Source organism: Pedobacter hartonius (genome assembly GCF_900107535.1).
Taxonomy (GTDB): domain Bacteria; phylum Bacteroidota; class Bacteroidia; order Sphingobacteriales; family Sphingobacteriaceae; genus Pedobacter; species Pedobacter hartonius.
Map to the genome: position 1 here is coordinate 550,670 of NZ_FNRA01000001.1, position 25,714 is coordinate 576,383.

General features: G+C 44.8%; 25 protein-coding genes. 11 read left to right on the forward strand and 14 right to left on the reverse strand.

Annotation, left to right across the window (positions count from 1 at the left end; genetic code table 11):
• Position 1 precedes the first annotated feature (1 nt).
• Together BLW16_RS02520 and BLW16_RS02525 are read left to right on the forward strand one after the other, a co-directional pair.
• A complete protein-coding gene (locus BLW16_RS02520; protein ID WP_090554842.1) occupies positions 2–424 on the forward strand; it encodes a FixH family protein in 423 nt (140 codons plus the stop codon).
• Between the two features lie 20 nt (positions 425–444).
• On the forward strand, positions 445–1,125 hold the full coding sequence (locus tag BLW16_RS02525; RefSeq protein ID WP_090554844.1) for a sulfite exporter TauE/SafE family protein: 681 nt from the start codon (positions 445–447) through the stop codon (positions 1,123–1,125).
• A gap of 33 nt (positions 1,126–1,158) precedes the next feature.
• Here BLW16_RS02525 and hemN read toward each other — a convergent pair whose 3' ends face one another.
• From hemN to BLW16_RS02550, 5 genes are all read right to left on the reverse strand, one after another.
• Positions 1,159–2,523, reverse strand: a complete 1,365-nt coding sequence (hemN, locus tag BLW16_RS02530) for an oxygen-independent coproporphyrinogen III oxidase (protein ID WP_090554846.1) — start codon at positions 2,521–2,523, stop codon at positions 1,159–1,161.
• A complete protein-coding gene (locus BLW16_RS02535; RefSeq protein ID WP_090554848.1) occupies positions 2,513–2,971 on the reverse strand; it encodes a Rossmann-fold NAD(P)-binding domain-containing protein in 459 nt (152 codons plus the stop codon). Before BLW16_RS02535 ends, hemN begins: the two co-directional genes overlap by 11 nt.
• Positions 2,972–3,055: 84 nt before the next feature.
• On the reverse strand, positions 3,056–4,114 hold the full coding sequence (locus BLW16_RS02540) for a response regulator (RefSeq protein ID WP_090554850.1): 1,059 nt from the start codon (positions 4,112–4,114) through the stop codon (positions 3,056–3,058).
• Between the two features lie 6 nt (positions 4,115–4,120).
• Entirely contained in the window at positions 4,121–5,305 is a 1,185-nt protein-coding gene (locus tag BLW16_RS02545; RefSeq protein ID WP_090554852.1) for a PAS domain-containing sensor histidine kinase, read from the reverse strand.
• A 24-nt stretch (positions 5,306–5,329) separates the two neighbouring features.
• Positions 5,330–5,656 carry a hypothetical protein gene (locus BLW16_RS02550; protein ID WP_090554853.1) on the reverse strand — a complete coding sequence of 109 codons (327 nt, stop codon included), beginning with the start codon at positions 5,654–5,656 and terminating at the stop codon, positions 5,330–5,332.
• A gap of 165 nt (positions 5,657–5,821) precedes the next feature.
• Here BLW16_RS02550 and BLW16_RS02555 point away from each other — a divergent pair, with 165 nt between their 5' ends.
• Complete coding sequence (locus tag BLW16_RS02555; RefSeq protein ID WP_090554855.1) at positions 5,822–7,630, forward strand: hypothetical protein; 1,809 nt, start codon at positions 5,822–5,824, stop codon at positions 7,628–7,630.
• A 63-nt stretch (positions 7,631–7,693) separates the two neighbouring features.
• Here BLW16_RS02555 and BLW16_RS02560 read toward each other — a convergent pair whose 3' ends face one another.
• From BLW16_RS02560 to BLW16_RS02580, 6 genes are all read right to left on the reverse strand, one after another.
• On the reverse strand, positions 7,694–8,350 hold the full coding sequence (locus BLW16_RS02560) for a DUF4142 domain-containing protein (protein ID WP_175470459.1): 657 nt from the start codon (positions 8,348–8,350) through the stop codon (positions 7,694–7,696).
• A 60-nt stretch (positions 8,351–8,410) separates the two neighbouring features.
• Positions 8,411–10,111 (reverse strand): sodium:solute symporter family protein, encoded by a 1,701-nt coding sequence (locus BLW16_RS02565; protein WP_090554859.1) that lies wholly within the window; start codon positions 10,109–10,111, stop codon positions 8,411–8,413.
• On the reverse strand, positions 10,108–10,239 hold the full coding sequence (locus BLW16_RS23830; RefSeq protein WP_262497142.1) for a hypothetical protein: 132 nt from the start codon (positions 10,237–10,239) through the stop codon (positions 10,108–10,110). Before BLW16_RS23830 ends, BLW16_RS02565 begins: the two co-directional genes overlap by 4 nt.
• 4 nt (positions 10,240–10,243) lie before the next feature.
• Positions 10,244–12,679 carry a PIG-L family deacetylase gene (locus BLW16_RS02570; protein ID WP_090554861.1) on the reverse strand — a complete coding sequence of 812 codons (2,436 nt, stop codon included), beginning with the start codon at positions 12,677–12,679 and terminating at the stop codon, positions 10,244–10,246.
• 89 nt (positions 12,680–12,768) lie between these two features.
• The gene (locus BLW16_RS02575; protein ID WP_090554863.1) at positions 12,769–13,356 is read right to left on the reverse strand and encodes an LEA/WHy family protein; all 588 of its coding nucleotides are present in this window, start codon (positions 13,354–13,356) and stop codon (positions 12,769–12,771) included.
• 65 nt (positions 13,357–13,421) lie between these two features.
• A complete protein-coding gene (locus tag BLW16_RS02580) occupies positions 13,422–13,859 on the reverse strand; it encodes a DoxX family protein (RefSeq protein ID WP_090554865.1) in 438 nt (145 codons plus the stop codon).
• A gap of 161 nt (positions 13,860–14,020) precedes the next feature.
• On the opposite strand from BLW16_RS02580, the gene BLW16_RS02585 reads away from it, so the two are divergent.
• On the forward strand, positions 14,021–14,995 hold the full coding sequence (locus BLW16_RS02585) for a YihY/virulence factor BrkB family protein (RefSeq protein WP_090554867.1): 975 nt from the start codon (positions 14,021–14,023) through the stop codon (positions 14,993–14,995).
• A 398-nt stretch (positions 14,996–15,393) separates the two neighbouring features.
• Here BLW16_RS02585 and BLW16_RS23140 read toward each other — a convergent pair whose 3' ends face one another.
• The 3 genes from BLW16_RS23140 to BLW16_RS02595 all read right to left on the reverse strand — a co-directional run bounded on the left by BLW16_RS23140 (position 15,394) and on the right by BLW16_RS02595 (position 16,782).
• Complete coding sequence (locus BLW16_RS23140; protein ID WP_175470460.1) at positions 15,394–15,555, reverse strand: hypothetical protein; 162 nt, start codon at positions 15,553–15,555, stop codon at positions 15,394–15,396.
• Positions 15,552–16,100: a DUF6934 family protein gene (locus tag BLW16_RS02590; RefSeq protein WP_139298240.1), complete on the reverse strand. Its 549-nt coding sequence runs from the start codon at positions 16,098–16,100 to the stop codon at positions 15,552–15,554. The genes BLW16_RS23140 and BLW16_RS02590 overlap by 4 nt, the downstream gene beginning before the upstream one ends.
• Positions 16,101–16,329: 229 nt before the next feature.
• Positions 16,330–16,782 carry a KTSC domain-containing protein gene (locus BLW16_RS02595; protein WP_090554871.1) on the reverse strand — a complete coding sequence of 151 codons (453 nt, stop codon included), beginning with the start codon at positions 16,780–16,782 and terminating at the stop codon, positions 16,330–16,332.
• Positions 16,783–17,068: 286 nt separating this feature from the next.
• Between BLW16_RS02595 and tatA the strand changes: the two genes are divergently transcribed.
• From tatA to BLW16_RS02630, 7 genes are all read left to right on the forward strand, one after another.
• Positions 17,069–17,230, forward strand: a complete 162-nt coding sequence (tatA, locus tag BLW16_RS02600; RefSeq protein WP_090555179.1) for a twin-arginine translocase TatA/TatE family subunit — start codon at positions 17,069–17,071, stop codon at positions 17,228–17,230.
• 50 nt (positions 17,231–17,280) lie between these two features.
• A complete protein-coding gene (locus BLW16_RS02605; protein WP_090555180.1) occupies positions 17,281–17,958 on the forward strand; it encodes a response regulator transcription factor in 678 nt (225 codons plus the stop codon).
• Between the two features lie 8 nt (positions 17,959–17,966).
• A complete protein-coding gene (locus tag BLW16_RS02610) occupies positions 17,967–19,331 on the forward strand; it encodes a sensor histidine kinase (protein WP_090554873.1) in 1,365 nt (454 codons plus the stop codon).
• 69 nt (positions 19,332–19,400) lie between these two features.
• The gene (locus BLW16_RS02615; protein WP_090554875.1) at positions 19,401–20,690 is read left to right on the forward strand and encodes a TolC family protein; all 1,290 of its coding nucleotides are present in this window, start codon (positions 19,401–19,403) and stop codon (positions 20,688–20,690) included.
• A 7-nt stretch (positions 20,691–20,697) separates the two neighbouring features.
• Positions 20,698–21,801 (forward strand): efflux RND transporter periplasmic adaptor subunit, encoded by a 1,104-nt coding sequence (locus BLW16_RS02620; protein WP_090554877.1) that lies wholly within the window; start codon positions 20,698–20,700, stop codon positions 21,799–21,801.
• Between the two features lie 32 nt (positions 21,802–21,833).
• A complete protein-coding gene (locus BLW16_RS02625) occupies positions 21,834–24,989 on the forward strand; it encodes an efflux RND transporter permease subunit (protein ID WP_090554879.1) in 3,156 nt (1,051 codons plus the stop codon).
• Positions 24,990–25,466: 477 nt separating this feature from the next.
• Positions 25,467–25,712 carry a hypothetical protein gene (locus BLW16_RS02630; protein WP_090554881.1) on the forward strand — a complete coding sequence of 82 codons (246 nt, stop codon included), beginning with the start codon at positions 25,467–25,469 and terminating at the stop codon, positions 25,710–25,712.
• Positions 25,713–25,714 lie beyond the last annotated feature (2 nt).

Genomic DNA, 25,714 nt, shown 5'->3' on the forward strand with positions numbered 1-25,714 from the left:
TATGAATTGGGGAACAAAAATAGTACTGGGACTGGCCACGTTTATGATCTTTATCGTCGTATTAGGACTCATCATGTTCAACAGCAAAAAGGATGCGCTGGTTGATAACGACTATTACGAGAAAGGCATCAATTACAACAAGGTATACAACCGCAAAGAACAAACGAATACCGACCATGCCAGGCCGGAAGTATCCGCAAATCAGGAGATGATCATTGTTAAGTTTGTGCACAATGCCAAAGGAACAGCGAGGCTGATGCGCACATCCGATAAAGAGCTGGACAAGACCATCCCATTTGAAAGTAACATCAACCGTCAGCTGATCATTCCTGCCAGGAACCTTAAAAAAGGGTCATGGAGACTGATCATAGAGTGGGTCAGCGATGAGAAAAGTTATATGTACGAACAGGAAATCACTTTATAAGGGGTAATCAATCAATTGTCATGAGTTATCAAAACCTCGCCTTCATGATCGGCCTACTGGGTAGCCTACATTGTGTAGGCATGTGCGGCCCGCTGGCTTTTGCAGTTCCTTCCATGCGAAGCGGATGGGGATTCCTGGTATTCAACAAACTGAGTTACCAGGCCGGCAGGATCATTTCATATTGTCTATTGGGGGTGCTGACCGGCCTGGTAGGAAAGCAGATATGGCTCGCTGGCATACAACAGGGAGTAAGTATCCTGAGCGGGATGCTGATCCTCAGCGCAGCTGCCTCAAGATTGTTTAAATTCTCTGTCAGCAATCCAGATTCTATTTTTATCAAACCTTTTAACAAAGCCTTTGGATATGCCCTCAAACACAAGGCAAACCACCTGATCATCGGGATCATCAATGGCTTTTTGCCCTGTGGTTTTGTATACCTTGCCCTTGCGGGAGCCTTAAATACGGGGACAGTAAATTCTGCTGTGAGTTATATGTTCTGGTATGGGCTGGGTACCCTTCCACTGATGTTCCTCGCCGGGGTCAGTGCAGGTTTTACTACTGCTATCTTCAGGAGAAAGATCAACAGGATCGTACCCTATTTCATGGTTTTTCTGGGCGTTTGGTTTATTCTGCGGGGACTGGGACTCAACATTCCATATTTAAGCCCCGCTGCTGCCGGCACCATTGCGGATTGCCGGTAAAACGGGGCTTGTATGCTTCTGCTCTTCTGTGTATCAGCCGGCCATACTGAACAACTGCGTTTGCGGTTGATTGGCCCATAACCTGGAATCCAGCGCCATGCAGATATTCCGCAGAAATCTTTTGCCCAATAAAGTGACACGGAGCTGATGGTCTTCAAGAATGACCAGCCCGTCATCAGCAATCAGTTTCATCCGCTCCAGGCCCTCCAGAAAAGCTTCGTTCCGTTCCTCGGGCAGAAACCACGAGGTCTCCCCTTTACACATCAGGTTCAGGATATGCCTTCTGAGCACCAGGTCTTCCCCGGTAAGGATATGTCCTTTAAAAACAGGAAGTTCCCCTGCATTTACCAGCTCCAGGTACTCTTCCACCTTTTTTACATTTTGTGCAAAGGCTGTCCAGCTGTCGCTGATGGAAGAAACGCCCAGACCAATCATCAGCTTGCTGTACTGATGGGTATAGCCCATAAAATTACGGTGCAGCCTGCCTTCTTTTTCAGCGGTGTATAAACTATCAGATTCCAATGTAAAATGGTCCATTCCGATCTCGGTATAACCTCCATTTTTCAACAGCTCGCGCCCAAGTTCATAGAGCTCCTGTTTCTGTCTGGCATCAGGAAGATCCTTTTCAGTATACCTGCGCTGTCCGGGTTTCACCCATGGCACATGGGCATAACTATAAAATGCAATGCGGTCAGGGCGCAGTGCCAAAACAGCGCTGATCGTTGCAGAAAGCCCTTCGGCATCCTGCAAGGGCAAGCCATAGATGAGGTCGTAGCTGACAGAGTTATAGCCTGTCGCACGTGCCTCTTCGGTTACCCGGGCAACCTCTTCAACGCTCTGGATCCTGTTGATCACCAGCTGTACCTTGGGATCAAAATCCTGGATTCCCAGGCTCAGCCGTTTAAATCCCAGCCGGTACAGGGTAACCAGATGTTCCGCCGTCGTATTTCCGGGATGTGCTTCAAAACTAAATTCTGCTTCGGGGTGAACGGATGCCGGTGCAAGTATACCACCGATCAGCAGGGCCAGGTTCTCAGGGTTAAAAAATGTGGGTGTTCCCCCGCCCAGATGCAGTTCCATGATCACTGGTTTCCCTCCGAAGATCTTCCGGTAGGTGTCCCACTCTTTCAGTACAGCCGCGATATAAGGCCGTTCAACCCCATGGTTGCGCGTGATACGCGTATTGCAGCCGCAATAGGTACACAGGCTCTCACAGAAAGGTAAATGGATATATAAGCTGATGCCATCAGTGGCATTGCTGTGGTTGAACGAACTGCGGACCTCCCGGATCCATCGCTCTTCGTCGAACCCTTCTTTGTCCCAGTAAGGAACGGTAGGGTAACTGGTATAGCGGGGTGCTGCCACATGATATCTGGCTACGAGATCTTTAATGCTCATGATCCGGAGCTCCTTTCTTCACCTGGTCGCATGCTCCTGAACAAACACAAGCAGAGCCCAGGCAACGGTTCTCCTGCCATTTATCGAGGTTTAGTATCGTTTCTCTTGCAAGCGCAAGAGGCAGTTCTTCTACCGAAGCCGCTAACAGCGCCGCTGCGGGCACATTGGCAATTTTAATATCCCGGCTTGCTGCAGCATCCTGATCAATATGCAGGGTAACCGTTGACCGGGTGGCGATATATTTTACGCCAAGGTCTGCCAGCTTATGGATCACCGCACCGGTAACATCGTCATCTGTAAATACAATCACCGCTTCCTTTCCCTCTGCATAACTCACAGTTTCGTTGCTCAGCGAATTTGATATTAAAGTAATATCATGCTTCTTATGGTTGGCTATCGCCAGTGGCTCTTTTTCAAAAGACTTTATACTGTAGGCTACTACTCTCATCCGCAATTGATTTGTTAATGATCAAAGTTAGCAGGATGGTGCCGGCCGGGGAATGAGATTAGTCAGCCAGAAATATGATCCTGATCAGTTTTTCATTTGCTGCAGTTTGGGATGGTCCAGAATGCCGATCTGGCTTCCCTTCCGCTCAATGATCCCTTCATCCTTAAAATCACTCAGGATGCGGCTTACCGTTTCCGTTGCCATACCGGCCATTGCAGCGAGGTTATCTCTTGATATACGCAGGCTGATCTGCCCTTCCTGTTTCTCAAGCTTGCAGAGGCGGATCAGTACTTCGGCCATGCGTTTCCGTACGGAGTGATAGGCCAGCTGCAGCAGCTGTTCTTCTTTATCCAGCAGATTATTGGAGAGGATGTGTATAAATTGTCTTGCCACATCCGGATAACGGTTCAGCAGTTCTTCCAGCATCTCCTTAGGGAGCTGGCATACCGTTGTATCTTCCAGTGCTTCTGCCGTTTCAGTATAAGGTTCGTTGAGCAGCAGTGCGGGGATGCCGAAGTATTCATCAGGGCCGTACATGCCTGTCAGCAGTTCTCTTCCATCCTCGCTCAGCTTAATGGTTTTCACCTTTCCGCTCAGCACCAGGTAAATTCCCGAAACCATATCGCCTTCATAATAAATGATCTGTTTCTTCTTGATGCTGCGCACCTTCCGCTCCAGGATCATCTTATCCAGTTCCTTAATTCCCGCATTTCCCGCCGCCAGATGTGTGAGCTGTGCAATGGATTTGCTATAGAATTTTTCCTGCTTTTGTTTTTTATTCAGCCTGCTTTCAATAGCATTCAGCAGCTCTACATCATCAAAGGGTTTCACCAGGTAATCGTCGGCACCCATTTCCATGCCCTTACGCATGTCCATCCTTTCCGCCTTGGCGGTCAGAAAGATGAAGGGAGTTGCAGTGGTAGCCGGATTTTTATTCAGCAGGTACAGTACCCCGTACCCGTCCAGTTCCGGCATCATGATATCGCAAAGAATAAGATCGGGCAAATTTGCATTAGCCAGTTCCACCCCTGTTTTTCCGTTATTGGCCTGAAAGACCTCATAATCGGCCAGATCGAGTATCTCGGCTATACTTTCCCTGATATCGTCATTGTCTTCAATCACCAGTATACGCTGTTTCTTCATAGCTGTTTATTTATTAAAAGAAAGAATAAATGTAGTACCCTTATTGATTTTACTTTCAAACTGCACTTCGCCGTTCATTAAACCCGCATAACGGAGCACTATGTTCAACCCCAGTCCTGTCCCCGGGATACTGCCGGTATTATGGGCCCTGAAAAATGGCTGGAACAGGTGTTTCTGGTCGGTATCAGGGATGCCGATGCCATTATCCTTGATCGTCACGATACATTGCCGCTCATTGATCTCGGTATTGAACTCGATAAAAGTATTTTCCCCGGAATATTTGATCGCATTGTTGATCAGGTTGATCATACAGTTCTTCAGCAGGTTCTGGTCCAGCATGACCACGCTTTGCAATCCTGTATGCTGGTAGATGATATTCTGGTCCTGCTTGGCGATCATCTGCATTTCTTCAGTAATCTCCTCGGCAAGTTTCACGAGGTCGAACTCATGAAATGCAGGCTCTACCCTGCCGGCTTCCAGTCTTTCCAGGGAAAGGAAATCATTCAGTATAGTCGTCAGGTTGCCAACTGCATTTTTTATCTTATGTACATGTTTTGCAATCTGCGGATTTTCATAAGGCTCAGCATATTTTTCGATGAGAGAAGCAGACAGCTGTACAGAACTCAGGGGGGTGCGGAACTCATGTGAGGCCATCGATACGAACCGGCTCTTCATTTGGTTCAGCTCCTTTTCCTTTTCCAGCGAGAGGCTCACTTCTTCCTTGGCTTCGCGGAGTGCGGTAACCGTTTTCTTTAAGGATTTGGTGCGCTCCTCCACCAGGTTTTCCAGTTCGGCGGCATAATCCCTTAAACGTTCTTCAGCCTCTTTTTCCCTGGAAAGGTCGTGGATAAAGCCGGTATAGATCTTTCTGTCCTGGTATTGTACTTCACTCACTGCCAGTCGAAAGGGAAATGTAGAGCCATCTTTTCTGAGGCCTTTCACTTCCCTGCCTTTACCAATGATATGTTTTTCCCTGGTCTGCTGATAATGTTCCAGGTAATGGTCATGTGCAGACTGCTCAGGCTCGGGCATCAGCATGGAGATATTATGCCCCATTACCTCTTCTGCAGTATAACCAAAAAGTTTAAGTGCCGCAGGATTAATACTTTCCATCTTGCCCCTGCTGTCAATGGTAATGATACCATCTATTGCCGTCTCAATAATTGCATGTAATAATCTCGCGTTTTCCATTGATCGCCTTTTTGGCAAATATAGCTAAATACCAGCTACTGTAATGATCAGGATCAGGCAATGTACCAACAGGCTTAAACCGAAAAGAAAAATAGTGGATCTTGTGTTTGCGCCGCTCATATTAGCTACGATGTTGGCAAAAAAAATGACCATACTGGTTGCCAGACATGGGATCACGTAACCTCCCAATGAATACACCAGAATGAATGTGAGGGGTACAAGCACTGTGGCGTGCAAAATAAGGGAAACCAGGAACCAGGCTAACCGATTTTCTTTCTGACCATCGGCAAAGGTGATGTATTTTGTCCATAAAGAGATTGTAGGGTGGTTTGTTAATACTAAAGTTGCCATGATATAATGTTTTGATTGATACAAATATGCGGGCTATGCCAGGCTTCAGCCATGATCGTGGTCATGTTTCAGCCAGATAGAGATCATCATAAAAAGTGATGCCTGTCATATTTTAAGTTGTGATTTCTGCGCTATTTTGCTAGCCTACAGATAAACCAAAATCGCATGAACCATACCTTTCACATTCCAGTTTTGGGATTAGGCTACTCGATCGATACCCCTTTAAAAGTTGCCAGATATGGTATCTCTTCAGTTCTCTCTATTACTGATGACGAGCTGTGTGAGCGCATGAGAAAGTTTCATGCAGCAGAGAACGGGCTTGTATATCAGCCTATACAAAAAGAAGAACAGGACGGACGGGCCAGGAGGATCACCGCCTATCTTAACCTGGTCAATCTGCTGGTAGACCAGCAGGTCAGCCGCATCAAAACGGAAAGTTTTGCTAAAGGCAATGATATCCACACTTACTTTGAACTGCTTCCTGAACATTCGAGGCCAAAGATGATCTACAGGCATATGATGCAGATGGAAGAAGACGAAGAGAAGGAAGTCCTGCAAAAGGAACTGCGCTGGCAAATGACGCCAGGCCATATTGATGTCAACATCATGTCGAAAGTAGACAAAGCAAACTATAACGCTGACAAAGAAAACCTGGGCAACGATTATACTGATGCAGTAGCAGCAATGAGGGGATTTGCAAACAGCACATTACGCTCATCCGTAGTGATTTCTGCAGGCCTGAACCCGCGCCTGTATTCCTACATGGAGACCTGTAAAGACTTTTATCCGGATGTAACAGGTTTGATCAGGAAGCAGATCATCCTCAAAGTGAGCGACTTCAGGTCGGCCCTGATACAGGCAAAAATACTGGCTAAAAGAGGCTTATGGGTAACTGAATTCAGGGTAGAATCCGGATTGAACTGCGGCGGGCATGCCTTTGCCACAGAAGGCCTGCTGCTGGGCCCGATCCTGGAAGAATTCAAACAAAAAAGAACAGAACTGTCCAATGAGCTGTATGCCATTTATCATGCGGCCCTGGAAGCGAAAAACATCCTTCCGGGCAGCAGGCCAGCGTTGATGATCACCGCACAGGGCGGAATAGGAACTGCCGAGGAACACCGTTTTCTGATGAACTATTACCAGCTGGATGCCGCCGGATGGGGAAGCCCATTTCTACTGGTCCCTGAAGTGACCAATGTTGACAAAGACACACTGGATGCGCTGGCTGCGGCAAGTACTGAAGACTATTATGTAAGCAATTCTTCTCCGCTGGGTGTTCTTTACAACAACTTCAAAAAAAGTACCATGGAAACACAGCGCTTACAGCGCATTGAAAAAGGCAGACCAGGAAGCCCCTGCAAGAAAAAGCTGTTGTCTACCAATACAGAGTTCACGGCACTGCCAATCTGCACCGCATCGAGAGCATATCAAAACCTGAAGATAAAGGAACTGGAAGCAACCGAAACGGAGCCTGCAGCCTTCCGCGAAAAGTTTGAGGCGATCACCGAAAAGATCTGTTTATGCGAAGGACTGTGCGCTTCTGCCTACCTGAAGAATAACATACTGAAACCGAGGGAAAATAAAGCGGTAAGTATCTGCCCCGGTCCAAACCTGGCTTATTTTTCAAAGACTTACTCGCTGAAGGAAATGGTAAACCATATTTACGGAAGGGAAGCGATCAGCTTTAAGATCAACCGTCCCAACCTGTTCATCAATGAGCTGAATCTATACGTGGACTACCTGAAAAAAGACCTGAATGCGCAGTTACACGACCTGAATGCTAAAAAGACGAAATACTTTGAGAAGTTCACGGAGCAGTTGTTCAATGGCATCAGCTATTACAGGAACATGATCCCGGAACTGAAATTCAGCACAGGCCCTGCAGCGCAGGAACTGCAGCAGCAGCTATTAAATGCGGAAGAGAAGTTAAAGTTTATTGCAAAAGACCTGAGTAGGTCTGTCGCCCAGGCTTAAGATACCGGGCAGGTTTAAGCTATAAAAACCGGAGGCCAGGATGTGTGGCCTCCGGTCTAAAAATTATTTCAGCCCGGCCTGTATGGCTTTCGCTTTTTCAAAATGTCCTGTAATTACGGGAATAGTTTTATTGGCAAAATCTTTCACCGCTTTATCCTGTGCCTGCGAACCGGTTTTAAACAGCGCAATCGTTTTGTCGTGGTCAGTAACCATCATGTCGATATAGTGTTTATCAAAATCCGCACCTTTCATATTTTTCATTGCTTCCAGGTGTGCTTTCTCCTCTGCAGGGTATTCAGCAGGAAGGATGATTTTTTTATTCAGTGCCAATGCCTTTAATTCTGCATTGGCTTTGGAATGATCTGCCACCATTTGTGCAGCAAATGCTTTCACCTTAGGATTTGTAGATTTTAATGCCATTTTTCCTGCATCCACTTCCATCATTCCGCCAATTGCGGCCTTGGTCATGAAGGTAGCTTCGTCACCATCAACCTTCGATTGATTGGTTACATCACCTGTTTTTGTGGCCATTCCGCCTGCATTGCTACTGTCACCCTGTTCAGGAGATGAGCCCATTGGTACTGCACCACCTGCTGTATCAGTTTTGCTGGAATCCTTCATCGCAGAATCACCACTGCCCGCACGGCTTTCCGGGCTGTGGCAGGCTTGTAATGTACAGGCACCGGCTATTAATAATCCGAATAAATTTAATGTTTTCATAGGTAGGTTATATATGTTATATAAGCCCATAACAACATTCAGCAGAAAAGGTTTTGCAGGTTAAGCCTGTGCTTTTACGTTAGTCTTAAAAAACTGCTGCAGCAGCAGCGCGATCAGCACCACCAGCACACAGCCGATCAGATTGAGCCAGAGGTAGGCCACCAGCTTCTGCCATCCGCAGATACAAACGATCACTTCAGTAATAATTGCCGCATAGAACACAGCTTTACCGTTGACATGTCTGATATAAAAGGCGACCAGGAATACGCCCAGGATCGTCCCGTAAATATATGATCCCAGGATGTTTACCGCTTCCAGCAGGTTGCCTATTTTACTGGCATAGAGCGCCATTGCGATACAGATGCAGCCCCATATTACCGTAGCCCAGCGGGATGCCTTCAGGTATTTTTCATCACCGGCTTCTTTATTCAGCAGCCGTTTGTAAATATCGATCACGCTGGTAGAAGCCAGGGAATTTAATGCACTGGCCGTAGAGCCCATTGAGGCCAGGAAAATGATAGCGATCAGCAGTCCGATCAATCCCTTTGGCAGGTATTTGGTCACGAAACTGAGAAAGACATAATTGTTATCATTGACATCCGCGTTTTTATCATTTTTCAGCATCAGTTCAGTCAGCTGTTTGCGTACAGCTTTAGTATGCCCGTCAGCCTGCTGCAAAACAGTTCTTTGCTCGTCTATTGTTAACTTATCATTGATTTCCAGGGCCTTGCTGAGTTTATTCACTCCCAGCTGTTTTTCTTCAAATGCCTTTTCATACTCTTTCTGCAGTACTTTCAGCTGTGGATTGTAACTGCTTTTTTCCAGCTTGTTCAATTCAAAGCTATTGAAGAATACCGGCGGGCGGTTATACTGGTAAAAAGTAAACACCAGCACCCCGATCAGCAGGATCAGGAATTGCATGGGTATTTTAACCAGTCCGTTCATCAGTAAACCGAGTCTGCTCTGACTGACAGAGGCTCCCGTCAGGTAACGCCCTACCTGGCTCTGGTCTGTTCCAAAATAGGATAACTGCAGGAAGAATCCACCGATCAGACCACTCCATACGGTGTACTGATTGTTCCAGTCGAACTTAAAGTCTATCACATTTGTACGCCCCATCTTCCCCGCTATACCGATGGCTTTTACGAGTCCGATATCTGCGGGAAGCAGGTGTACCACCATCACCCCCGCAGCGAAGAGCCCGAGGAAGATAATGCTCATCTGCAGCATCTGCGTGTAAGAAACTGCTTTACTGCCTCCGTAAACGGTATAGGCGACTACAATTCCTCCTATACACAATGTGGTGTAGGTAGTATTGATATTCAGAATGGTTGATAAAATGATAGAGGGGGCATAGATAGTGATCCCGGTGGAAAGGCCTCTCTGGATCAGGAACAAAAAAGCGGTAAGTGCACGTGTATTCAGGTCAAAACGCTGCTCCAGATATTCATAGGCCGTATATACCTTCAGGCGGTGGAAAATAGGCACAAAGGTGATACACAGGACGATCATTGCCAGCGGCAGGCCAAAATAAAACTGTACGAAGCCCATTCCGGAAGAATAAGCCAGTCCGGGCGCAGCAAGGAAAGTGATTGCACTGGCCTGGGTAGCCATCACCGACAGGCAGACGCTGTACCAGGGTGAGGATTGGCTGGCCAGCAGATATCCCTGGATATTCTGTGCACCGCGACTCTTATAGATCCCATAGGATACAATTGAGATCAGCGTTAAAACCAGTACGGCCCAGTCTATACTACTCATTGGAAATACAGCGTAAAAAGGTAAAAGGCCAGGATCAGAAAGATCAGCCAGCCTGCCAGAAGCAGGTAAAACTGTTTCCAGGTCTTCACGAAAGGTGGCAGTTCCTGATCAGGCTGCTGAGGTTTCATAGGCTTATTTGCTAGAGATCAGATTCACAAACAGGCGGTATGCACCGGGCACACCTGCAGGCAGTTCCCTGAAAAATGCAAGTGATGTATAAACAAACTTGCCTTTCCCATACGGAGCTACCAGTAAAGCACCATTACTGCTCTGTTCTCCCGTATCGTTCATTCCCAATACCGGTGTATAATGTGCATCAATATCGCCGGCAAAATATAATCCGCGTTCCTGGATCCATCCTGTAAAATCTTTAGCGGTTATTTTATTAGGAAAATTCAGGGCGGCATCATCCGGTGCCAGGAAAGTCACCCGGGCATCCTCGTCGGTCACCCTGTCGCGCGTAACTTTAAATGGATAAGGCCCGATATCATCCAGTTTGAGTGTGCCGTTTACATTGTACTGCACCAGCAGCACGCCACCGTTTTTCACATAGTCCATCAGCTTTGGCTGTATGGCATTCATGTGTTCGCTGATATTGTACAGGCGTACTCCCGTGATCACTGCGTCATAAACAGAAAGGTCGGCATTGGTCACCTGGTTCTCTGTGAGCAGGGTTACATGGTAGCCTACCTGCCTGAGCGATTCAGGGATCAGGTCACCTGCCCCCGCGATATAGCCGATATTCATGCCGGCAAACTTCAGGTCTGCTTTTTCAACTTTGGCGGCAGCAAAGGGAAAGAGCGTTTGCACCGGAATATGGTCATAACTGAGCACTTTCAATCCCTGGTTATAGGTTTTCCCGTCCACAGTGGCCCAGATGGAGAATTCGCCTCCTTCAACACTGCCTGCGGGCGTCAGGGTAAACTCGAGGTGCTGCTGCATTCCTTTTTTCTCCAGATCAAAATTGATCTTTTCCGGTGAAACCTTCCAGCCTTCGGGCACCTTAGGGTTCAGTACTCCTTTAGTCTTATCTTTAAAACCCTGCAGCTGTACTGCAATTTTCCGGGTGTTATTATTTGTAAAAACGTACGACTTCTCCGCCATCGTAACCGTCACCGGTGGTGCAACTACTAATGGCTGGTAGAGTTCCCCCCTCACGGGATCAGTATGTTTATAAACGACAGGTCTTGTAACGTCAACAAACTGTTTACCGAAGCTGACCCGGAATGTTCCCACATGCGGGGCAGATGCTTCCGGCCGCCCCAGGTGCGACAGCGAATCGATCATATAACTACCTGTAGGGTGTGTTTTCTTCAGCCAGTACGGTTGCGTGATGCCAACCGAGCTACCTGTAATGATTGCCGTTTGCGTCACCATCTGGTTGGGTGGCAATTTGATCAGCTGATGTGTGTGTATATCCTGCAATGTGATTTCCAAAGGAAAGTCATTCTTTACCCTTGAAATTGCACTGATGAGTACAGAAATCGAGTCATTCAATGCATAAGTTGCCTCCGGAACAGTAGTCTCTATCCAAATTCCTGCGCAGGCGAGGATCAGCTCATCCAGTTTCTCCTGTTTAAATGGAAGTGTTTTAGCCTCCTCTTTCAGCTGCAGCAGAGCTGGGATAGATTTAGAGGGATCGGCAGGATCATAAGCGGCATTGATTGCGTTGAGCAGCTGCTGTACTTTTCCGGTGCCTTTATCTCTGTCCAGGTTAAAGTTCAACCCTTCAAAAAGATCATTTTTTGCTACATCTCCGGCTACGGGACTAAAGAATTCTATGGAAGAACCGCGCTGCAAACTGGCACCAAAACCCTGGCTCTTGTGGTTCGACCTGCTTTGGGCAGCAATCTCACCATAACTTTTCCCCAATAACGGGTTAAAAAGGCCCACATCCAGCTTCAGCTGATCATCTGCAGTGGTATTGCCGCTTCCAAAATTAAACGTATTCCATACGATGCGTTTGGCTTGCCATACTTTTACATATTTCAGCTGTTCAGGAAAACGTTTGGGATCAGCTGCTGCTGAAAAAGCTTCCCTCGCGAGGATTGCCGAAGCCTGGTGATGACCATGTCCTGCACGGGCGTCTTCAGGAAAACGGGTGATGATCACATCCGGACGGAAGTTACGGATCACCCATACCACATCAGAAAGAATCTGTTCTTTGCCCCATATTTTAAAACTTTCGGCTGAAGTTTTGGAAAAGCCGAAGTCGTTAGCCCTGGTAAAGAACTGCTCTGCGCCGTCCATACGTCTTGCTGCAAGGAGTTCCTGGGTACGGATCAGTCCGAGTAGTTCACCCTGTTCTGTTCCGATTAAGTTTTGTCCGCCATCACCCCTGGTGAGCGATAGATATCCGGTACGTACTTTTTTTTCCTTTGACAGGTAGGTCAGCAAACGTGTGTTTTCATCGTCAGGATGCGCAGCAATGTACAATACACTGCCCGTCACATTCAAACTGGCCAGTCCCTGCCTGATCTCTGCAGCATTGAGCTGTACAGAGGCTTGTGCTTTCACAAAAAAAGGGGCGAAGCTAAATAAGCAGAGGAATGATAAACGATAATTCATACAGTAATATTAATTGCCGAAATTAATTAAAAATACCCGGGCACCTTAATATCCGGCAATTAATAATAGTAACAATTGTGTATTACAGGTTACAACAGTATTTTACTGCTGAACTCTTTGTCGATGCTGATATAACCCGGATATTTGATCAGCGTACCTCCTACCATGATGCTCGGTCTGATTTTGAGCGTTACCAGGCCTTTTTTATCGCCGCCGCGGATAAAATCTGAAATTTCGGACATTACCCTCGCATTGGAAATGAACTGGTATACATTTACGTTCATCGCTACCGGTACTACCACCGTTTGCCCGGCAGGAATGCTCACCTGCTGGTCTACAAATCCGTCGGCCAGTTCCTGGTTATTGATCAGTATCTTGTATTCAAACTGGTTGATCGCTGCAAGGTTTCCTGCAGGATTGGAAATTTCCATGTTCAGGGTGGCCCTCAAAGGAACATCTTTTCTCAGCAGCCCGAATGCCAGGGCGGGTAAGCTCGCCAGGTTCAGGTCCTGGTTGTTCATCAGCCGTTTCACATCTGTTCCGGCAACAGAAAGGTTCGTGGCCGAAACTACCCTGTATGTACATTTTTCGAGGGCTTTGATCTGCTGCGCCTGTTTATTTACCCCGCAACCCAGAATGGTTATTGCTGCAAAGCATATCAATACTAATTTCTTCATGTCTTTGATTTATTCAGCATAACATTCTATGCTACACTATAACGGTCAAATATAGAATTATTGCATCAATAACCCCTTCTTGAACGCGTACCTTTTCTGCTGATGATCTTATCCAGGCTGATCGCTCCGGCACCGGTGATCAGCAAAACAAGGTAAACCAGCAGATAATGGAGTGCAGGCTCCTGTTTCCCGATAGGATCATCGGCGTGTACGGCCAGCAGTGCCACCAGCATCGTCACCATCAGCGGTAATACCGCCAGGCGTGTGGCAAGACCTAAGATCAGCAAAAATGAACAGCAAACCTCTGCAAAAACTGCCAGGGCAAGAGAGGCTTTGGCACCAATACCAATAGGATCAGCAAATTGAATATCTCCCCCCTCAAGTAAGGTATTCAGTTTAGGGAGGCCATGGGTAAGCATCAATGCTGCGATGCCAAAACGCAGGATCAGCAGCGCAATGTCCAGACCCCGGTGATTGAAATTGGTATTAAATATTCGGTTCATGATAGGATAACATTCGTGCAAACATATATGTTTAGCAAAAGATAATAAATCAGGAAATATAACGTAGACCAGCCCAAATGGCAGTAAATCTTAGTAATCTTAATTAAAACAAAATATATTTTGACAAGTTATTCAGTAAAACCTAAAGAAAACGCTCATACATGGAAGCTGAAAAAAACAAAAAAATAACCTTCAAAGGTCTCTGGAAAGTATTGACAGATTCATTTGGAGGATTTTCTGATCATAAAGTAACCAAACTAAGCGGATCGCTCGCCTATTACACGGTGTTTTCCATGGGACCATTGGTGATCCTGATCATTTCCATCTGCAGTATTGTCTGGAGAAGGGAAGCGATAGAAGGACAGGTATATTACCAGCTCGTTGATTTCCTTGGAAAGGATACAGCCTTGCAGCTGCAGGATATTATTAAAAATGCTGCTGTGAGCAATAAGAGTTTTTTCTCTGTAGTGGTTGGCGGTATTACCCTGTTGGTCGGTGCCACTACGGTTTTTGCCGAAATACAGGATTCTATCAATACCATCTGGGGTTTAAAACCAAAGCCTAAAAGAGGCTGGCTGAAATTGTTGCAGAACAGGTTCCTGTCCTTTTCAGTGATTATAAGCCTTGGTTTCGTCTTGCTCGTTTCTTTAGGGGTTACGTCCCTGATTGATGGTTTCAGTAACAAACTGGAGAAAAATTTCAGTGAAGTATCAGTGATTTTCTTTTATATCGTGAACCAGGCGATTACTTTAGCGGTAGTCTCACTGATCTTTGGAGTGATCTTCAGGGTACTGCCTGATGCACAGATCAAATGGAGGGATGTGATATCCGGAGCGGTCGTTACAGCAGTCCTTTTCATGATCGGTAAATTCGGAATTTCTATTTATATCGGCCAGAGCAATGTAGGCAGTACATATGGGGCAGCAGGGTCACTGGTTGTGTTGTTACTCTGGACTTATTACTCTTCGATTATCTTGTTTTTTGGTGCAGAGTTTACCAAAGCTTATGCGATGAATTACGGATCGGAGATACGGCCGAACCATTATGCAGTTACGACGAGGGAAGTGGAGATTGAGACAGGTAATGATTCTGTGCAGAAAAACGATGCGAAGCCTACGGAGATTAAAGAAAAATAGCGGTATTTGCTGTCAATTATCCATCTGCCAGTTTCTCATTTATCTCTGGAGTGGAAATAAACCACGGGGTCAGATACTACATTTTCAACTATAAGATAGCCAATCTGCCAGTACAGCTCTAACACAATGGCATTGTTACTTGATATGCTTTCTGTCTGGCATAAATTACAATTTCAGTAATTTGTTTAAAGAAATAGTAGGTTTTTCTAGTTCTCCGATACTAAGTAATTAATCTAGTCAAAGTTACGCAGAATAACTTTAATAAACCCATACAAGATATCGCTCAAGATGGGCACCAAATCTTCAAGGCTATGACCTTAAATTACTAAAATATCATATCAAAACAAAGAAGCTGCCTCACTTCTGAGACGCACTTTTTAAATATAGTTAAAACGGCATTAGACAGCCATTTTATTATTTATTCTTTTCAATTGTCGTTTCGCAGCTTCGATTTTTTCAGGGAATAAAACTATCCCCCTTATTTGTGACAAGACCAAAGCCATTAATGTAGACTCCGGTACCTGTATCAGATCGTCTTTCTTTATGTTCTTTGTTTTCATATTACAAAGTTAATATTTTTCTGAACGAAAACAGTATCATACTTTTTATGTTTTTCAAAAGGTTCAACCATATCATTATTGGCACCAAAAAATGCATATTCTTTTACTAATTCATCATAATTTGAACTTACATATCTGCTATAAACGTTTATCCTTCGGTCCTTGTTTTTGCAATTATTAACATCTATGCATTTCTTTGTACAGCTTGCCTTACATTTTGTAGCAAACTCTTCTCCACTATCACTCCCTTTAACCATAAGAGTACATTTCGGGTAATTATCAAAGAAGATAGGAACAGTATTTAATACTGTGTTTAGAACATCATACACATCACCGTTCTCAGTATTTACATTATCCTCAATTTTACGGGTAATCGGATCAAGATCTCCTAAACTCAGGTTAAATGTTTTCGTTCCAAAGTACAATAATCCTATATAATCATAATCAACTACCTTAAATACCGTTTTTACTCCCTCACTGAAAAATAAAAATCTAAGTTTTAATTTTGACTTTTCTTTCGCAACATGATAACCTTGTTTTGTCATATTTAATTTTAAATTGACAAATATAAACATTTAGAAATTTATTTACTACAAAAGTAACGTAACAAGAAATGTATTGGCCTCTTTGTCATTATCAGACCAACAAATGCCAGCCTTCAGAAAGAACGGATATTAAAAATAACCAAAAAAAACACCTGCAATTTCATCGCAGGTGTTCCATATCTTATCCTCCCGGTACATTACACACCGATCAGTATATACAAATCAAAAACTAGTTCTCAGCTGTTTCCAGTTTCACAATGTTCCTGTAAGGGAACGAAGTAAAAATATGGCGGCGGGCAAATCTTCCCGGAGAATCAGCGTTCACTAATTTCACATAAATCGCTTTAGGTACTTCAAAATACTCATATGCACTTCCGTCAAGGAAATACACTGTCAGCACCAATCCTGCCCATTTATAGTCAGCAATACCACAAGAAGCAGTTGTAGCGGAATATTCTTCAATGGAAAGCGCCAGCGTTTCAGGAGCAATACTTACCAGGAAATGGTAAGCTTCGATAATTTCTTTACTTTTTACTTCAGCGGCATGTTTGGCTTCGTCGCTTTCCTGAAATTTATCCGGATGGTATTCCTTCATTAAATTTCTGTAAATAGTTTTCAACTCTTTAAGTTCGGCATCTTTCTGAACACCCAATAATTTTCTGTAATCAACAATCTTCTTCATAATGTATTTAATGGCAATAAATGTTTGTGATTAACAGGCTGAATGGCAGGATCAACCGATGGATCAGGGAAACAATTTTGCAAAGGTACAATTTTAAAAACGAAACTAAGATTAAGGTTATGTTATTGATATTTAATCCCTTTTTAATACAGTTTTAATCAGGCTTTAACTGACCCGTTTTAATTTTGTTCGTTATTTCATCAGGATATAACTGCTTTTAACGGTGCTGAACCTGTTTGTAAGCAGTTAGCTGATGATGGTCTTATACATCCAGAAACTAAAACATATGTCAAATCCATTTATTCTTGCTGCATTAGGTACCCCCGAGATCCTGGTGATACTCGTTGTTGTCCTGCTTCTTTTCGGAGGCAAAAAAATCCCCGAACTGATGAAGGGACTGGGACAGGGAATTAAAGAATTTAAAGACGGACAAAACGGAAATGAATGAGTTTAGAAATAGATAGCTACCTTTATGGTTCAACCAACCGTAATCAGCCAATGTTTAAGATCGGATTAGCAGAAGATGACACCAAAATAGCCAGCCTGATAAAAACCGGACTTCAGGAACACAACTATAGCGTCACCACCATCCCTGATGGGATCATGGCACTTTACGCCTTTCAGGAAGAAGCCTTCGATTTAATCATCCTTGATGTCATGATGCCCGGAATGAACGGCATTGAAGTATGCCGCCAGTTACGGGAAACCAACAAAGACGTGCCTGTCTTAATGCTTACCGCACTGGGTTCAGTAGACGATAAAGTGCTCGGATTAAACTCCGGTGCCGACGATTATTTGGTAAAACCCTTCCATTTTAAAGAACTGCTCGCCAGGATTGAGGCACTGCTCCGGCGGCATGCCCCCGCTTTTACCCAGCAGAAGAATACGCTGAGTTATGAAGGCATCGTGCTGGATACATACAGCAAAACCGTAAAACGCGACGGGAAGGACATCCAGCTCACGGCAAAGGAATTCACCCTCCTGGAGCTGTTCCTCAAAAACCCGAACCGCCTGCTCTCACGCCAGTATATTGCCGAAAATGCATGGGACATCAGTTTCGATACCGGCACGAATGTGATCGACGTATATGTGAACTTCCTCAGAAATAAGATCGAAAAAGGATTCGACAGGAAACTGATCCACACCAAAATCGGGATGGGCTATATCATGAAGTAAGCCAAACAATGAAGATAAAAGACCGCCTGGCTTTATACTTTACGCTGATCAGTACCCTCACACTGCTCGGCGTACTCTGCGTGGTCTATTTTTCATTTGAAAAGCTCATGGAAACAGAATTCTTTGACCGCCTTACAGACCGTACCATGGTGACGGCCAAGTTATACCTGAAAGCCGATGAGATCTCCAGTGATGCACTGAATAAAGTCCGCGAACAATATCTTGAAAAGCTCAACGGAGAGGTAATCCGTATTTATAACGAACGCAACAGCCCTACCTTCATTGGTGACGACCAGCAATTCTGGACCAGCGAGACCATTAACAGGGTAAGGCAGCAGGGGAAAGTCCGTTTTAAAGAGGGCGACAGGCAGGTAGTAGGTATCTTTTATAAAGATAACCAGGGTGATTTTGTCATTCTTGCTTCCGCTATAGACCAGGCTACAGAGATCAGGGTACAAACCCTGCTGAGGGTAATGGTCATTGTCTTCATCGTCATCTTTCTTGGCTTACTGATTTCAGGACGGTGGATCGCCAAGAGCATTCTCGCCCCGCTCAATGTATTTATTGAACAGGTGAAACTCATCAAATCCAACAATCTCCATTTCCGTGTAGAAGAAGGAAAGAATAAAGACGAGATCACACTCCTGTCACAGAATTTCAACAACCTGATGGAGCACCTGGAACATTCCTTTATCCTTCAGAAAACCTTTGTGGCCAATGCCTCGCATGAACTGAGGACACCAGTGACCAGGATGATCATCGGTACCGAGATTGCCCTGTCTAAAGAACGTGATAAAGATGCCTATGAAAAAGCCCTTCATTCGGTGCTTGAAGATGCCGAAAAGCTGGAGAACATCATTACCGCATTGCTTAACCTTGCCCAGACAGACCTCGAGTACAGCTCATCAAAAGCCGTAGATATCCGCCTGGACGAACTGGTCTGGCAGCTGCAGGCAGAATGGAACTACAAAAAAGGGGCAAACCAGCTGCAGGTAGAAATGATCAACATGCCGATGGACGATGAGTCCTCCCTGATCATCAGGGCCAATCCTACCCTATTGCAAATTGCGCTGGATAACATCATCGGGAATGCATTTAAGTTCTCCGATAACCAGCCGGTGACCTGCATCATGGAAATTACATCCGGAGGAATTCTGCTCAGCATTAGTGACAAAGGTGTTGGCATTCCGGCAGATAAACTTGAAGAGATCTTTAAGCCATTTTACAGTTCCTCAAATAAAGCCGAACATGCAGGTAACGGAATGGGCCTCTACATGGCCCATAAAATCATCACTTTATTCAACGGGAATATCAATATTGTGTCATCTAAAGAGACTGGAACTACCTTTAAAATACAGTTCCGTTCATTTTAACCAGTTTTTAACTAGCCTTTAATTCACCTTTAATTTTACCAAATTAGATTTGTTTCAAACAACAAGTCAATGGTAACCCACCCTCTGAAATTTTATACGCTTCTCTTCTGCCTTACACTGCTAGGTTTCGCAGAACATGCTGCAGCGCAATCGGCCGATACGTTACAGCTCACTTTACCTCAGGCCGAAAAACTCTTTGTACAAAACAACTACCAGTTAATTGCCCGGAACTATCAGACCGACCAGGCCAGGGCCGATATCATTACTGCAAAACTGTTCGATAACCCAACCCTGAGCGCAGAAACACAACTCTATAATCCCGATACCAAAAGGTTTTTCGAAACCTCAAAAACAAATGGCGAATACCAGGCTTCAATTTCACAACTGGTAAAACTGGCAGGTAAACGCAACAAGAATATCCAGCTGGCCACAGCCGGCGTAAAACTGGCCGAATATCAGTATTTCGACCTGATGCGTACCTTAAGATATAACCTGAGGGCCAACTTCTACAAAACCTATTATGCACAGCAAAGCGCAAAATTGTACCAGCAGCAGATCAGTTCCCTGCAGAAATTACTTTCAGCATCGGAAGAACAACTAAAGGCCGGCAATATCGCGGTGAAAGACATCATCCGCATCAAATCACTCGTGTACAGCCTGCAAACAGAATACAATACCCTGCAAAATAATATCGAGGATATGGAAACCGACCTCAAACTGATGACAAACATCAAACCGGACAGCAATATCAGCCTGGTTATGGACCCCTCAGAAGAGCAGAACTACCAGCTTGACAAAACCGTTTACACCAGCTTGCTGGATTCCGCACAAAACAACCGCGCCGATCTTAAACTGACTCAAACGGGTATCACTTATGCAGAAAAAAGCCTGATGGTACAAAAAGCACTGGCTGTGCCGGACGTGCAGTTTTCACTGGTCTACGACCTGCAGGGCAGTCATCCCAATAACTATACGGGACTGGGCTTAAGCATCCCGCTGCCGCTGTTCAACAGAAACCAGGGAGAGATCAAAAAAGCAAAGATCGCTATTGATGCAGGAAAGAACCTGCTCAACCAGCAGGAAGCAACACTGGAGAACGAGGTTTCAAACAGCTATAAAACAGCACTGAGAACAGAAAACCTGTATAAAAGCTTTGACAAAAACTTCGGTACCGATTTCGACAAGCTGATCACAGAAGTGATCAGGAACTTTAAGAACAGGAACTTAAGCCTGATCGAATTCATGGACTTCTATGACTCTTACCGGCAAAACACGCTGCAGATGAATGATATGAAATATCAGCGTATGAATGCCAAAGAAGAAATCAATTATGTTACCGGTTCCACCATTTTCAAATAATAACCCCATGCAAACTCAAATTAAAAAACTCAGCATGCTTACGCTCAGCATACTGACGACTGCCATCTTTTTACAGAGCTGCGCTGAAAACCAGAAGGAACAACCCAAAGATGATAAATTTACCCTTACAGACTCACTCCTGGACAGGTTACTGATAGACACTGTGAGAAACCCAAATAGTGAAACAGAACTGAGCTTCTCTGCTAAAATAGCTCCAAATGAAGAAACAACAGCCAGAATTTTTCCGATGGTTAGCGGTAGTGTACGTTCCGTTCCGGTAAAACTGGGCGACCATGTGTCAAAAGGCCAGGTGATGGCTACTTTGGGAAGCCCCGAAATGGCCAATTTTGATAAAGATGCCATCAGCTCATCTGCTGAACTCAGAAATGCAGAAAGAAACTTAAAGCTTGCTGAAGATATGTACAAAAGCGGATTATCATCAGCCCGGGAGATGGAGGAAGCAAAAAATGATTTCCTGGTTAAACAGGCCGAAGATAAACGCAGCAGGGCTGTGCTGAACCTGAACGGCGGAAGTACCAACGGCAGCTATTCCCTGAAATCACCAATCTCAGGATTTGTAATTGAGAAAAACCTGAACAATAACATGGCAATCAGGCCAGATAATAACCAGAGCCTGTTTACCGTGGCCGATCTCTCTACCGTATGGGGAGTGATCAATATCTATGAATCTGATATATCAAGTATCCAACAGGGAGACCCGGTAAAAATCTCTATTCTTTCCTACCCGGATAAGGTGTTTTCAGGTAAAATAGATAAGATCTATAATGTTTTAGATCCTGATAGCAAGGTGATGAATGCACGTGTAAGTATCCTTAATCCGGGTTTGTTATTAAAACCAGGGATGATGGCTACCGTACAGATTTCAGCAAAAACCAATAGCGACCTTCCGTCCATCAATGCAAATAACATTGTTTTCGACGAAAACAAAAACTATGTGCTGGTACTGGACAAGGTGAAGAAAATACGCATACAGGAAGTAACCATAGAACGCAAATCGGGCGATACCGCTTATATCAGCAAAGGGTTGCAGGCGGGCGACCGTATCGTTGCCTCAAAGACGGTATTCCTTTATCAAAGCCTTAAAGACTAATTTTTCAGGACGTTTAGATTAAACTCATTATAATGAATAAATTCATTAAGTCGATCATAGGTTTTTCCTTACAAAATAAATACTTCGTATTTTTTGCCACGCTCGTAATGATCCTGGCAGGCTACCTGAGTTTCAGGAATACCACAATAGAAGCCTTTCCCGATGTCACCAATACCAATATTACGATCATCACCCAGTGGCCGGGAAGAAGCGCCGAAGAAGTAGAAAAGTTTGTGACCAGACCGCTGGAAATAGCCATGAACCCTACAGAGAAAAAGACCAGTATCCGGTCGTCCTCCCTGTTCGGCCTCTCCATCGTAAAGATCACCTTTGAAGATGACGTAGACTATGCCTTCGCAAGGGTGCAGGTAAACAACCATATGGATGAGGCAGATCTTCCGGCGGGCGTATCGCCGGGCATCCAGCCTTCATCAGGCCCTACCGGTGAGATCTTCCGCTATACACTGCAGAGCGACAAAAAATCGATCAGGGAATTAAAGACACTCCAGGACTGGGTGGTAGAAAGAGAAATACTTTCTGTTCCCGGTGTGGCTGACGTAGTCAGCTTTGGCGGAGAAGTAAAAACCTACCAGATCACCGTAGATCCGCAGAAATCCATTCAGTATGGCGTTACGGCAAAAGAAGTTTATGATGCGGTATCAAAGAGTAATATCAATGTAGGCGGAGATGTAATCACGCAGGCCGGACAAGCCTATGTAGTACGCGGAATTGGCGTACTCAACAATATTGATGAGATCAAAAATGTGATCGTAGACAATATCAACGGAACGCCGGTATACGTAAAGACCATCGCTGAGGTTACCGAAAGTGCACTCCCAAGGCTCGGACAGGTTGGAAGGGACAATGATCCCGACGTGGTTGAAGGAATCGTGGTGATGCGCAAGGGAGAAAATCCAAGTGAGGTACTGAAACGCCTGAAAGAAAAGATCACAGATATTAATGAGCACATCCTTCCGGGAGATGTAAAGATCAATACTTTCTATGACAGGGAAAACCTGGTAAACTATGCCATCCATACGGTAATGCACAATATGATGGAAGGAATCATCTTTGTCACTGTTATAGTATTCCTTTTCATGGCAGACTGGCGGACAACAGTGATTGTATCGATCATCATTCCGCTGGCACTGCTTTTTGCCTTCATCTGTCTGAAGCTAAAAGGTATGTCAGCCAATTTATTATCGATGGGGGCTATAGATTTCGGAATCATTATAGACGGGGCCGTTGTGATGGTTGAAGGTATATTTGTAGCCCTTGACCATCGTGCGCAAAAAGACGGCATGGAGAAATTCAACAAGCTGAGCAAGCTGGGCATTATCAAAAGGGCCTGTCTGGAAAACGGTAAGGGAATCTTTTTCGCCAAGCTGATCATCGTAACAGGCCTGCTGCCTATTTTCACCTTTGAAAAAGTAGAGGGCAAAATGTTCTCGCCACTGGCCTGGACCTTAAGTTTCGCCCTGCTGGGTGCCCTGATCCTGACCTTTACCCTGGTACCTGCCATGGCAAGTGTACTGCTGAAAAAGGATGTAAAGGAAAAGCACAACTTCTTCCTGAGGGCTATCACTAACGGGACGATCAGAATTTATAACACCGCGTTTAAGGCGCGTAAAATCGTGTTCCCCGTGTCTATAATCATTCTTGTAGCGGGTCTGTTCAGTTTTAAATTCCTTGGAACAGAGTTCTTGCCCACACTGGATGAAGGATCTATATATGTAAGGGCAAGTGCACCACTGAGTATATCCCTTGATGAAACCAAAAAACTGTCTGACGAGATGCGCAGGATCTTCCTTCACTTTGATGAGGTAAAACAGGTGGTTTCACAAACAGGAAGGCCAAATGACGGAACGGACGCTACGGGTTTCTACAACATGGAATTCCTGGTAGATATTTATCCCAAAGAGGAATGGAAACGGCATGAGACCAAAGAGCAGCTGATTGAGCGTATGCAGGAACGCCTGAAGGGATATCCAGGCATTGCACTGAACTTCTCCCAGCCGATCTCGGATAATGTGGAAGAAGCAGTATCTGGTGTAAAAGGATCAATCGTGGTAAAGATGTTCGGAAACGACTATAACTACATCGAAAATGAGGAAGAGAAAATTGAAGCTATCCTGAAAACAGTACCCGGCATTGAAGACCTCGGCATCCTGAGGAACCTGGGCCAGCCTGAACTGCAGATCAATCTCGACCAGACAAAAATGGCCTTGTACGGCGTAACAACCGAAGATGCAAATGCCGTAATTGAAATGGCAATCGGCGGAAAAGCAGCTACACAGATCTTCGAAGGAGAACGCAAATTTGACCTGAGGATCAGGTATCCTGATTCTTTCAGACAAAATGAGCAGTCTATCGGCAACCTGAGGATCCAGAGCATATCAGGCGCCAAAATACCGTTGAGCGAGATCTCAACGATCAAAAAAGTAACCGGCCCGAGTATCATCTACCGGGACAAACATGAGCGTTATGGTGCCATTAAATTCTCCATCAGGGGACGCGATATGGGAAGCACTATCGCCGAAGCACAGGCTAAAGTAAATGCGAAGATCAAATTGCCGAAAGAATATAATTTGCAGTGGGCAGGAGATTTTGAAAATCAGCAGAGGGCTACCGCCAGGTTATCTCAGGCAGTGCCGATCAGTTTACTGCTGATCTTCTTCATCCTGTTCGTGCTGTTTGGAAATATTAAAGATTCCCTTCTTGTATTAAACAATGTACCTTTTGCCATGGTGGGCGGAATTCTGGCCCTCCTGGCATCAGGAGTTAACTTTAATATATCGGCAGGGATCGGATTCATTGCACTCTTCGGCATCTGTGTACAAAACGGGGTGATCCTGCTTACCAGGTTTAAAACGAATATTGCAGAGCTGAAACATCATCCTACATGGACGTTTTCAGACGCATTGAAAGATGGTATTGCAACCCGCCTGCGCCCGGTGATCATGACAGCAATGATGGCCGCCATAGGACTGATGCCAGCCGCATTATCTACCGGCATCGGCTCTGAGGCATCAAAACCGCTGGCCATTGTGGTAATTGGAGGTTTAATTACAAATACGCTGTTCAGTCTTTTTGTTTACCCTATAGTGTTTTTCTGGGCATACCGTAAAAAAGCAGAGCAGATTGTAGAAACAAGAGATATTTCAAGAGCAGGGGAGCATGATATTTAAGATAGTTTTTTCAGTTGGTTAGGGTTGTGTTTGCGTAGCGTAAAAGGATTGGCAGATCCCTGAAGCGCATCTTGGCAAACACTGGAAAGGGGTTCCGCGAAAGCGGGCCCCTTTTTATTTTTCAGCAGCCGCAAATAACCGCTATAAACATGGTTTAAAGAGCTATACACCACAGTTTATACTTATTATTCAATTATATTTTCGTTCTATTTGGAAGGGGTTTGCAACGGGTGTGAATCGGGTATGAAACGAGTTTTAAATGACAATCAGTCGTTACAAACCCGATTCATACGCATTATAAAATCGTCTCAGATTTGTTGCAGATATTATTTGTATACCTTTCAAATTCTACTGAATTCTTTCTGATAGCGAATGCGTAATGCATCTGCCCTCTATTGATGGCACCGCTGTCAATTAAACTGATTTTCCCGAAACACTCATGCCCTAAAACTGTTACCTAATGATAAAAGATAAATTATGGCAGATCTAGAACTACACAACCCGGAATTTGACATCGTGATCAATTTGGACGGACAAAGCAAAACTATCCGGGTTAAACCGGATGAAACGAGTGATGGCGTGGAATACTTCAATTGCAAATCCGGCGATGAGCAGATCACACAGATCAGGCTTGACGAGGATAACAAATGGGAGCAGCTCTGGGGCGAACTCAGCGATGAAGAGGTTGCTGCTATTGGTGAAGCTATTGAACAAACAAAATAACT

Excerpts from the sequence above, each read along its gene's own strand:
- BLW16_RS02595 (WP_090554871.1), bottom strand. The coding sequence starts at position 16,782 with ATGAAGAAGATTGTTGATTACAGAAAATTATTGGGTGTTCAGAAAGAT.
- BLW16_RS02620 (WP_090554877.1), top strand. The coding sequence starts at position 20,698 with ATGCAAACTCAAATTAAAAAACTCAGCATGCTTACGCTCAGCATACTG.
- BLW16_RS02520 (WP_090554842.1), top strand. The coding sequence starts at position 2 with ATGAATTGGGGAACAAAAATAGTACTGGGACTGGCCACGTTTATGATC.
- BLW16_RS23830 (WP_262497142.1), bottom strand. The coding sequence starts at position 10,239 with ATGAAACCTCAGCAGCCTGATCAGGAACTGCCACCTTTCGTGAAGACC.
- BLW16_RS02630 (WP_090554881.1), top strand. The coding sequence starts at position 25,467 with ATGGCAGATCTAGAACTACACAACCCGGAATTTGACATCGTGATCAAT.
- BLW16_RS02610 (WP_090554873.1), top strand. The coding sequence starts at position 17,967 with ATGAAGATAAAAGACCGCCTGGCTTTATACTTTACGCTGATCAGTACC.
- BLW16_RS02560 (WP_175470459.1), bottom strand. The coding sequence starts at position 8,350 with ATGAAAACATTAAATTTATTCGGATTATTAATAGCCGGTGCCTGTACA.
- BLW16_RS02555 (WP_090554855.1), top strand. The coding sequence starts at position 5,822 with ATGAACCATACCTTTCACATTCCAGTTTTGGGATTAGGCTACTCGATC.
- BLW16_RS02590 (WP_139298240.1), bottom strand. The coding sequence starts at position 16,100 with ATGACAAAACAAGGTTATCATGTTGCGAAAGAAAAGTCAAAATTAAAA.
- BLW16_RS02545 (WP_090554852.1), bottom strand. The coding sequence starts at position 5,305 with ATGGAAAACGCGAGATTATTACATGCAATTATTGAGACGGCAATAGAT.
- BLW16_RS02625 (WP_090554879.1), top strand. The coding sequence starts at position 21,834 with ATGAATAAATTCATTAAGTCGATCATAGGTTTTTCCTTACAAAATAAA.
- BLW16_RS02550 (WP_090554853.1), bottom strand. The coding sequence starts at position 5,656 with ATGGCAACTTTAGTATTAACAAACCACCCTACAATCTCTTTATGGACA.
- BLW16_RS02570 (WP_090554861.1), bottom strand. The coding sequence starts at position 12,679 with ATGAATTATCGTTTATCATTCCTCTGCTTATTTAGCTTCGCCCCTTTT.
- BLW16_RS02605 (WP_090555180.1), top strand. The coding sequence starts at position 17,281 with ATGTTTAAGATCGGATTAGCAGAAGATGACACCAAAATAGCCAGCCTG.
- tatA (WP_090555179.1), top strand. The coding sequence starts at position 17,069 with ATGTCAAATCCATTTATTCTTGCTGCATTAGGTACCCCCGAGATCCTG.
- hemN (WP_090554846.1), bottom strand. The coding sequence starts at position 2,523 with ATGAGCATTAAAGATCTCGTAGCCAGATATCATGTGGCAGCACCCCGC.
- BLW16_RS02565 (WP_090554859.1), bottom strand. The coding sequence starts at position 10,111 with ATGAGTAGTATAGACTGGGCCGTACTGGTTTTAACGCTGATCTCAATT.
- BLW16_RS02585 (WP_090554867.1), top strand. The coding sequence starts at position 14,021 with ATGGAAGCTGAAAAAAACAAAAAAATAACCTTCAAAGGTCTCTGGAAA.
- BLW16_RS02525 (WP_090554844.1), top strand. The coding sequence starts at position 445 with ATGAGTTATCAAAACCTCGCCTTCATGATCGGCCTACTGGGTAGCCTA.
- BLW16_RS02540 (WP_090554850.1), bottom strand. The coding sequence starts at position 4,114 with ATGAAGAAACAGCGTATACTGGTGATTGAAGACAATGACGATATCAGG.
- BLW16_RS02575 (WP_090554863.1), bottom strand. The coding sequence starts at position 13,356 with ATGAAGAAATTAGTATTGATATGCTTTGCAGCAATAACCATTCTGGGT.
- BLW16_RS23140 (WP_175470460.1), bottom strand. The coding sequence starts at position 15,555 with ATGAAAACAAAGAACATAAAGAAAGACGATCTGATACAGGTACCGGAG.
- BLW16_RS02615 (WP_090554875.1), top strand. The coding sequence starts at position 19,401 with ATGGTAACCCACCCTCTGAAATTTTATACGCTTCTCTTCTGCCTTACA.
- BLW16_RS02580 (WP_090554865.1), bottom strand. The coding sequence starts at position 13,859 with ATGAACCGAATATTTAATACCAATTTCAATCACCGGGGTCTGGACATT.
- BLW16_RS02535 (WP_090554848.1), bottom strand. The coding sequence starts at position 2,971 with ATGAGAGTAGTAGCCTACAGTATAAAGTCTTTTGAAAAAGAGCCACTG.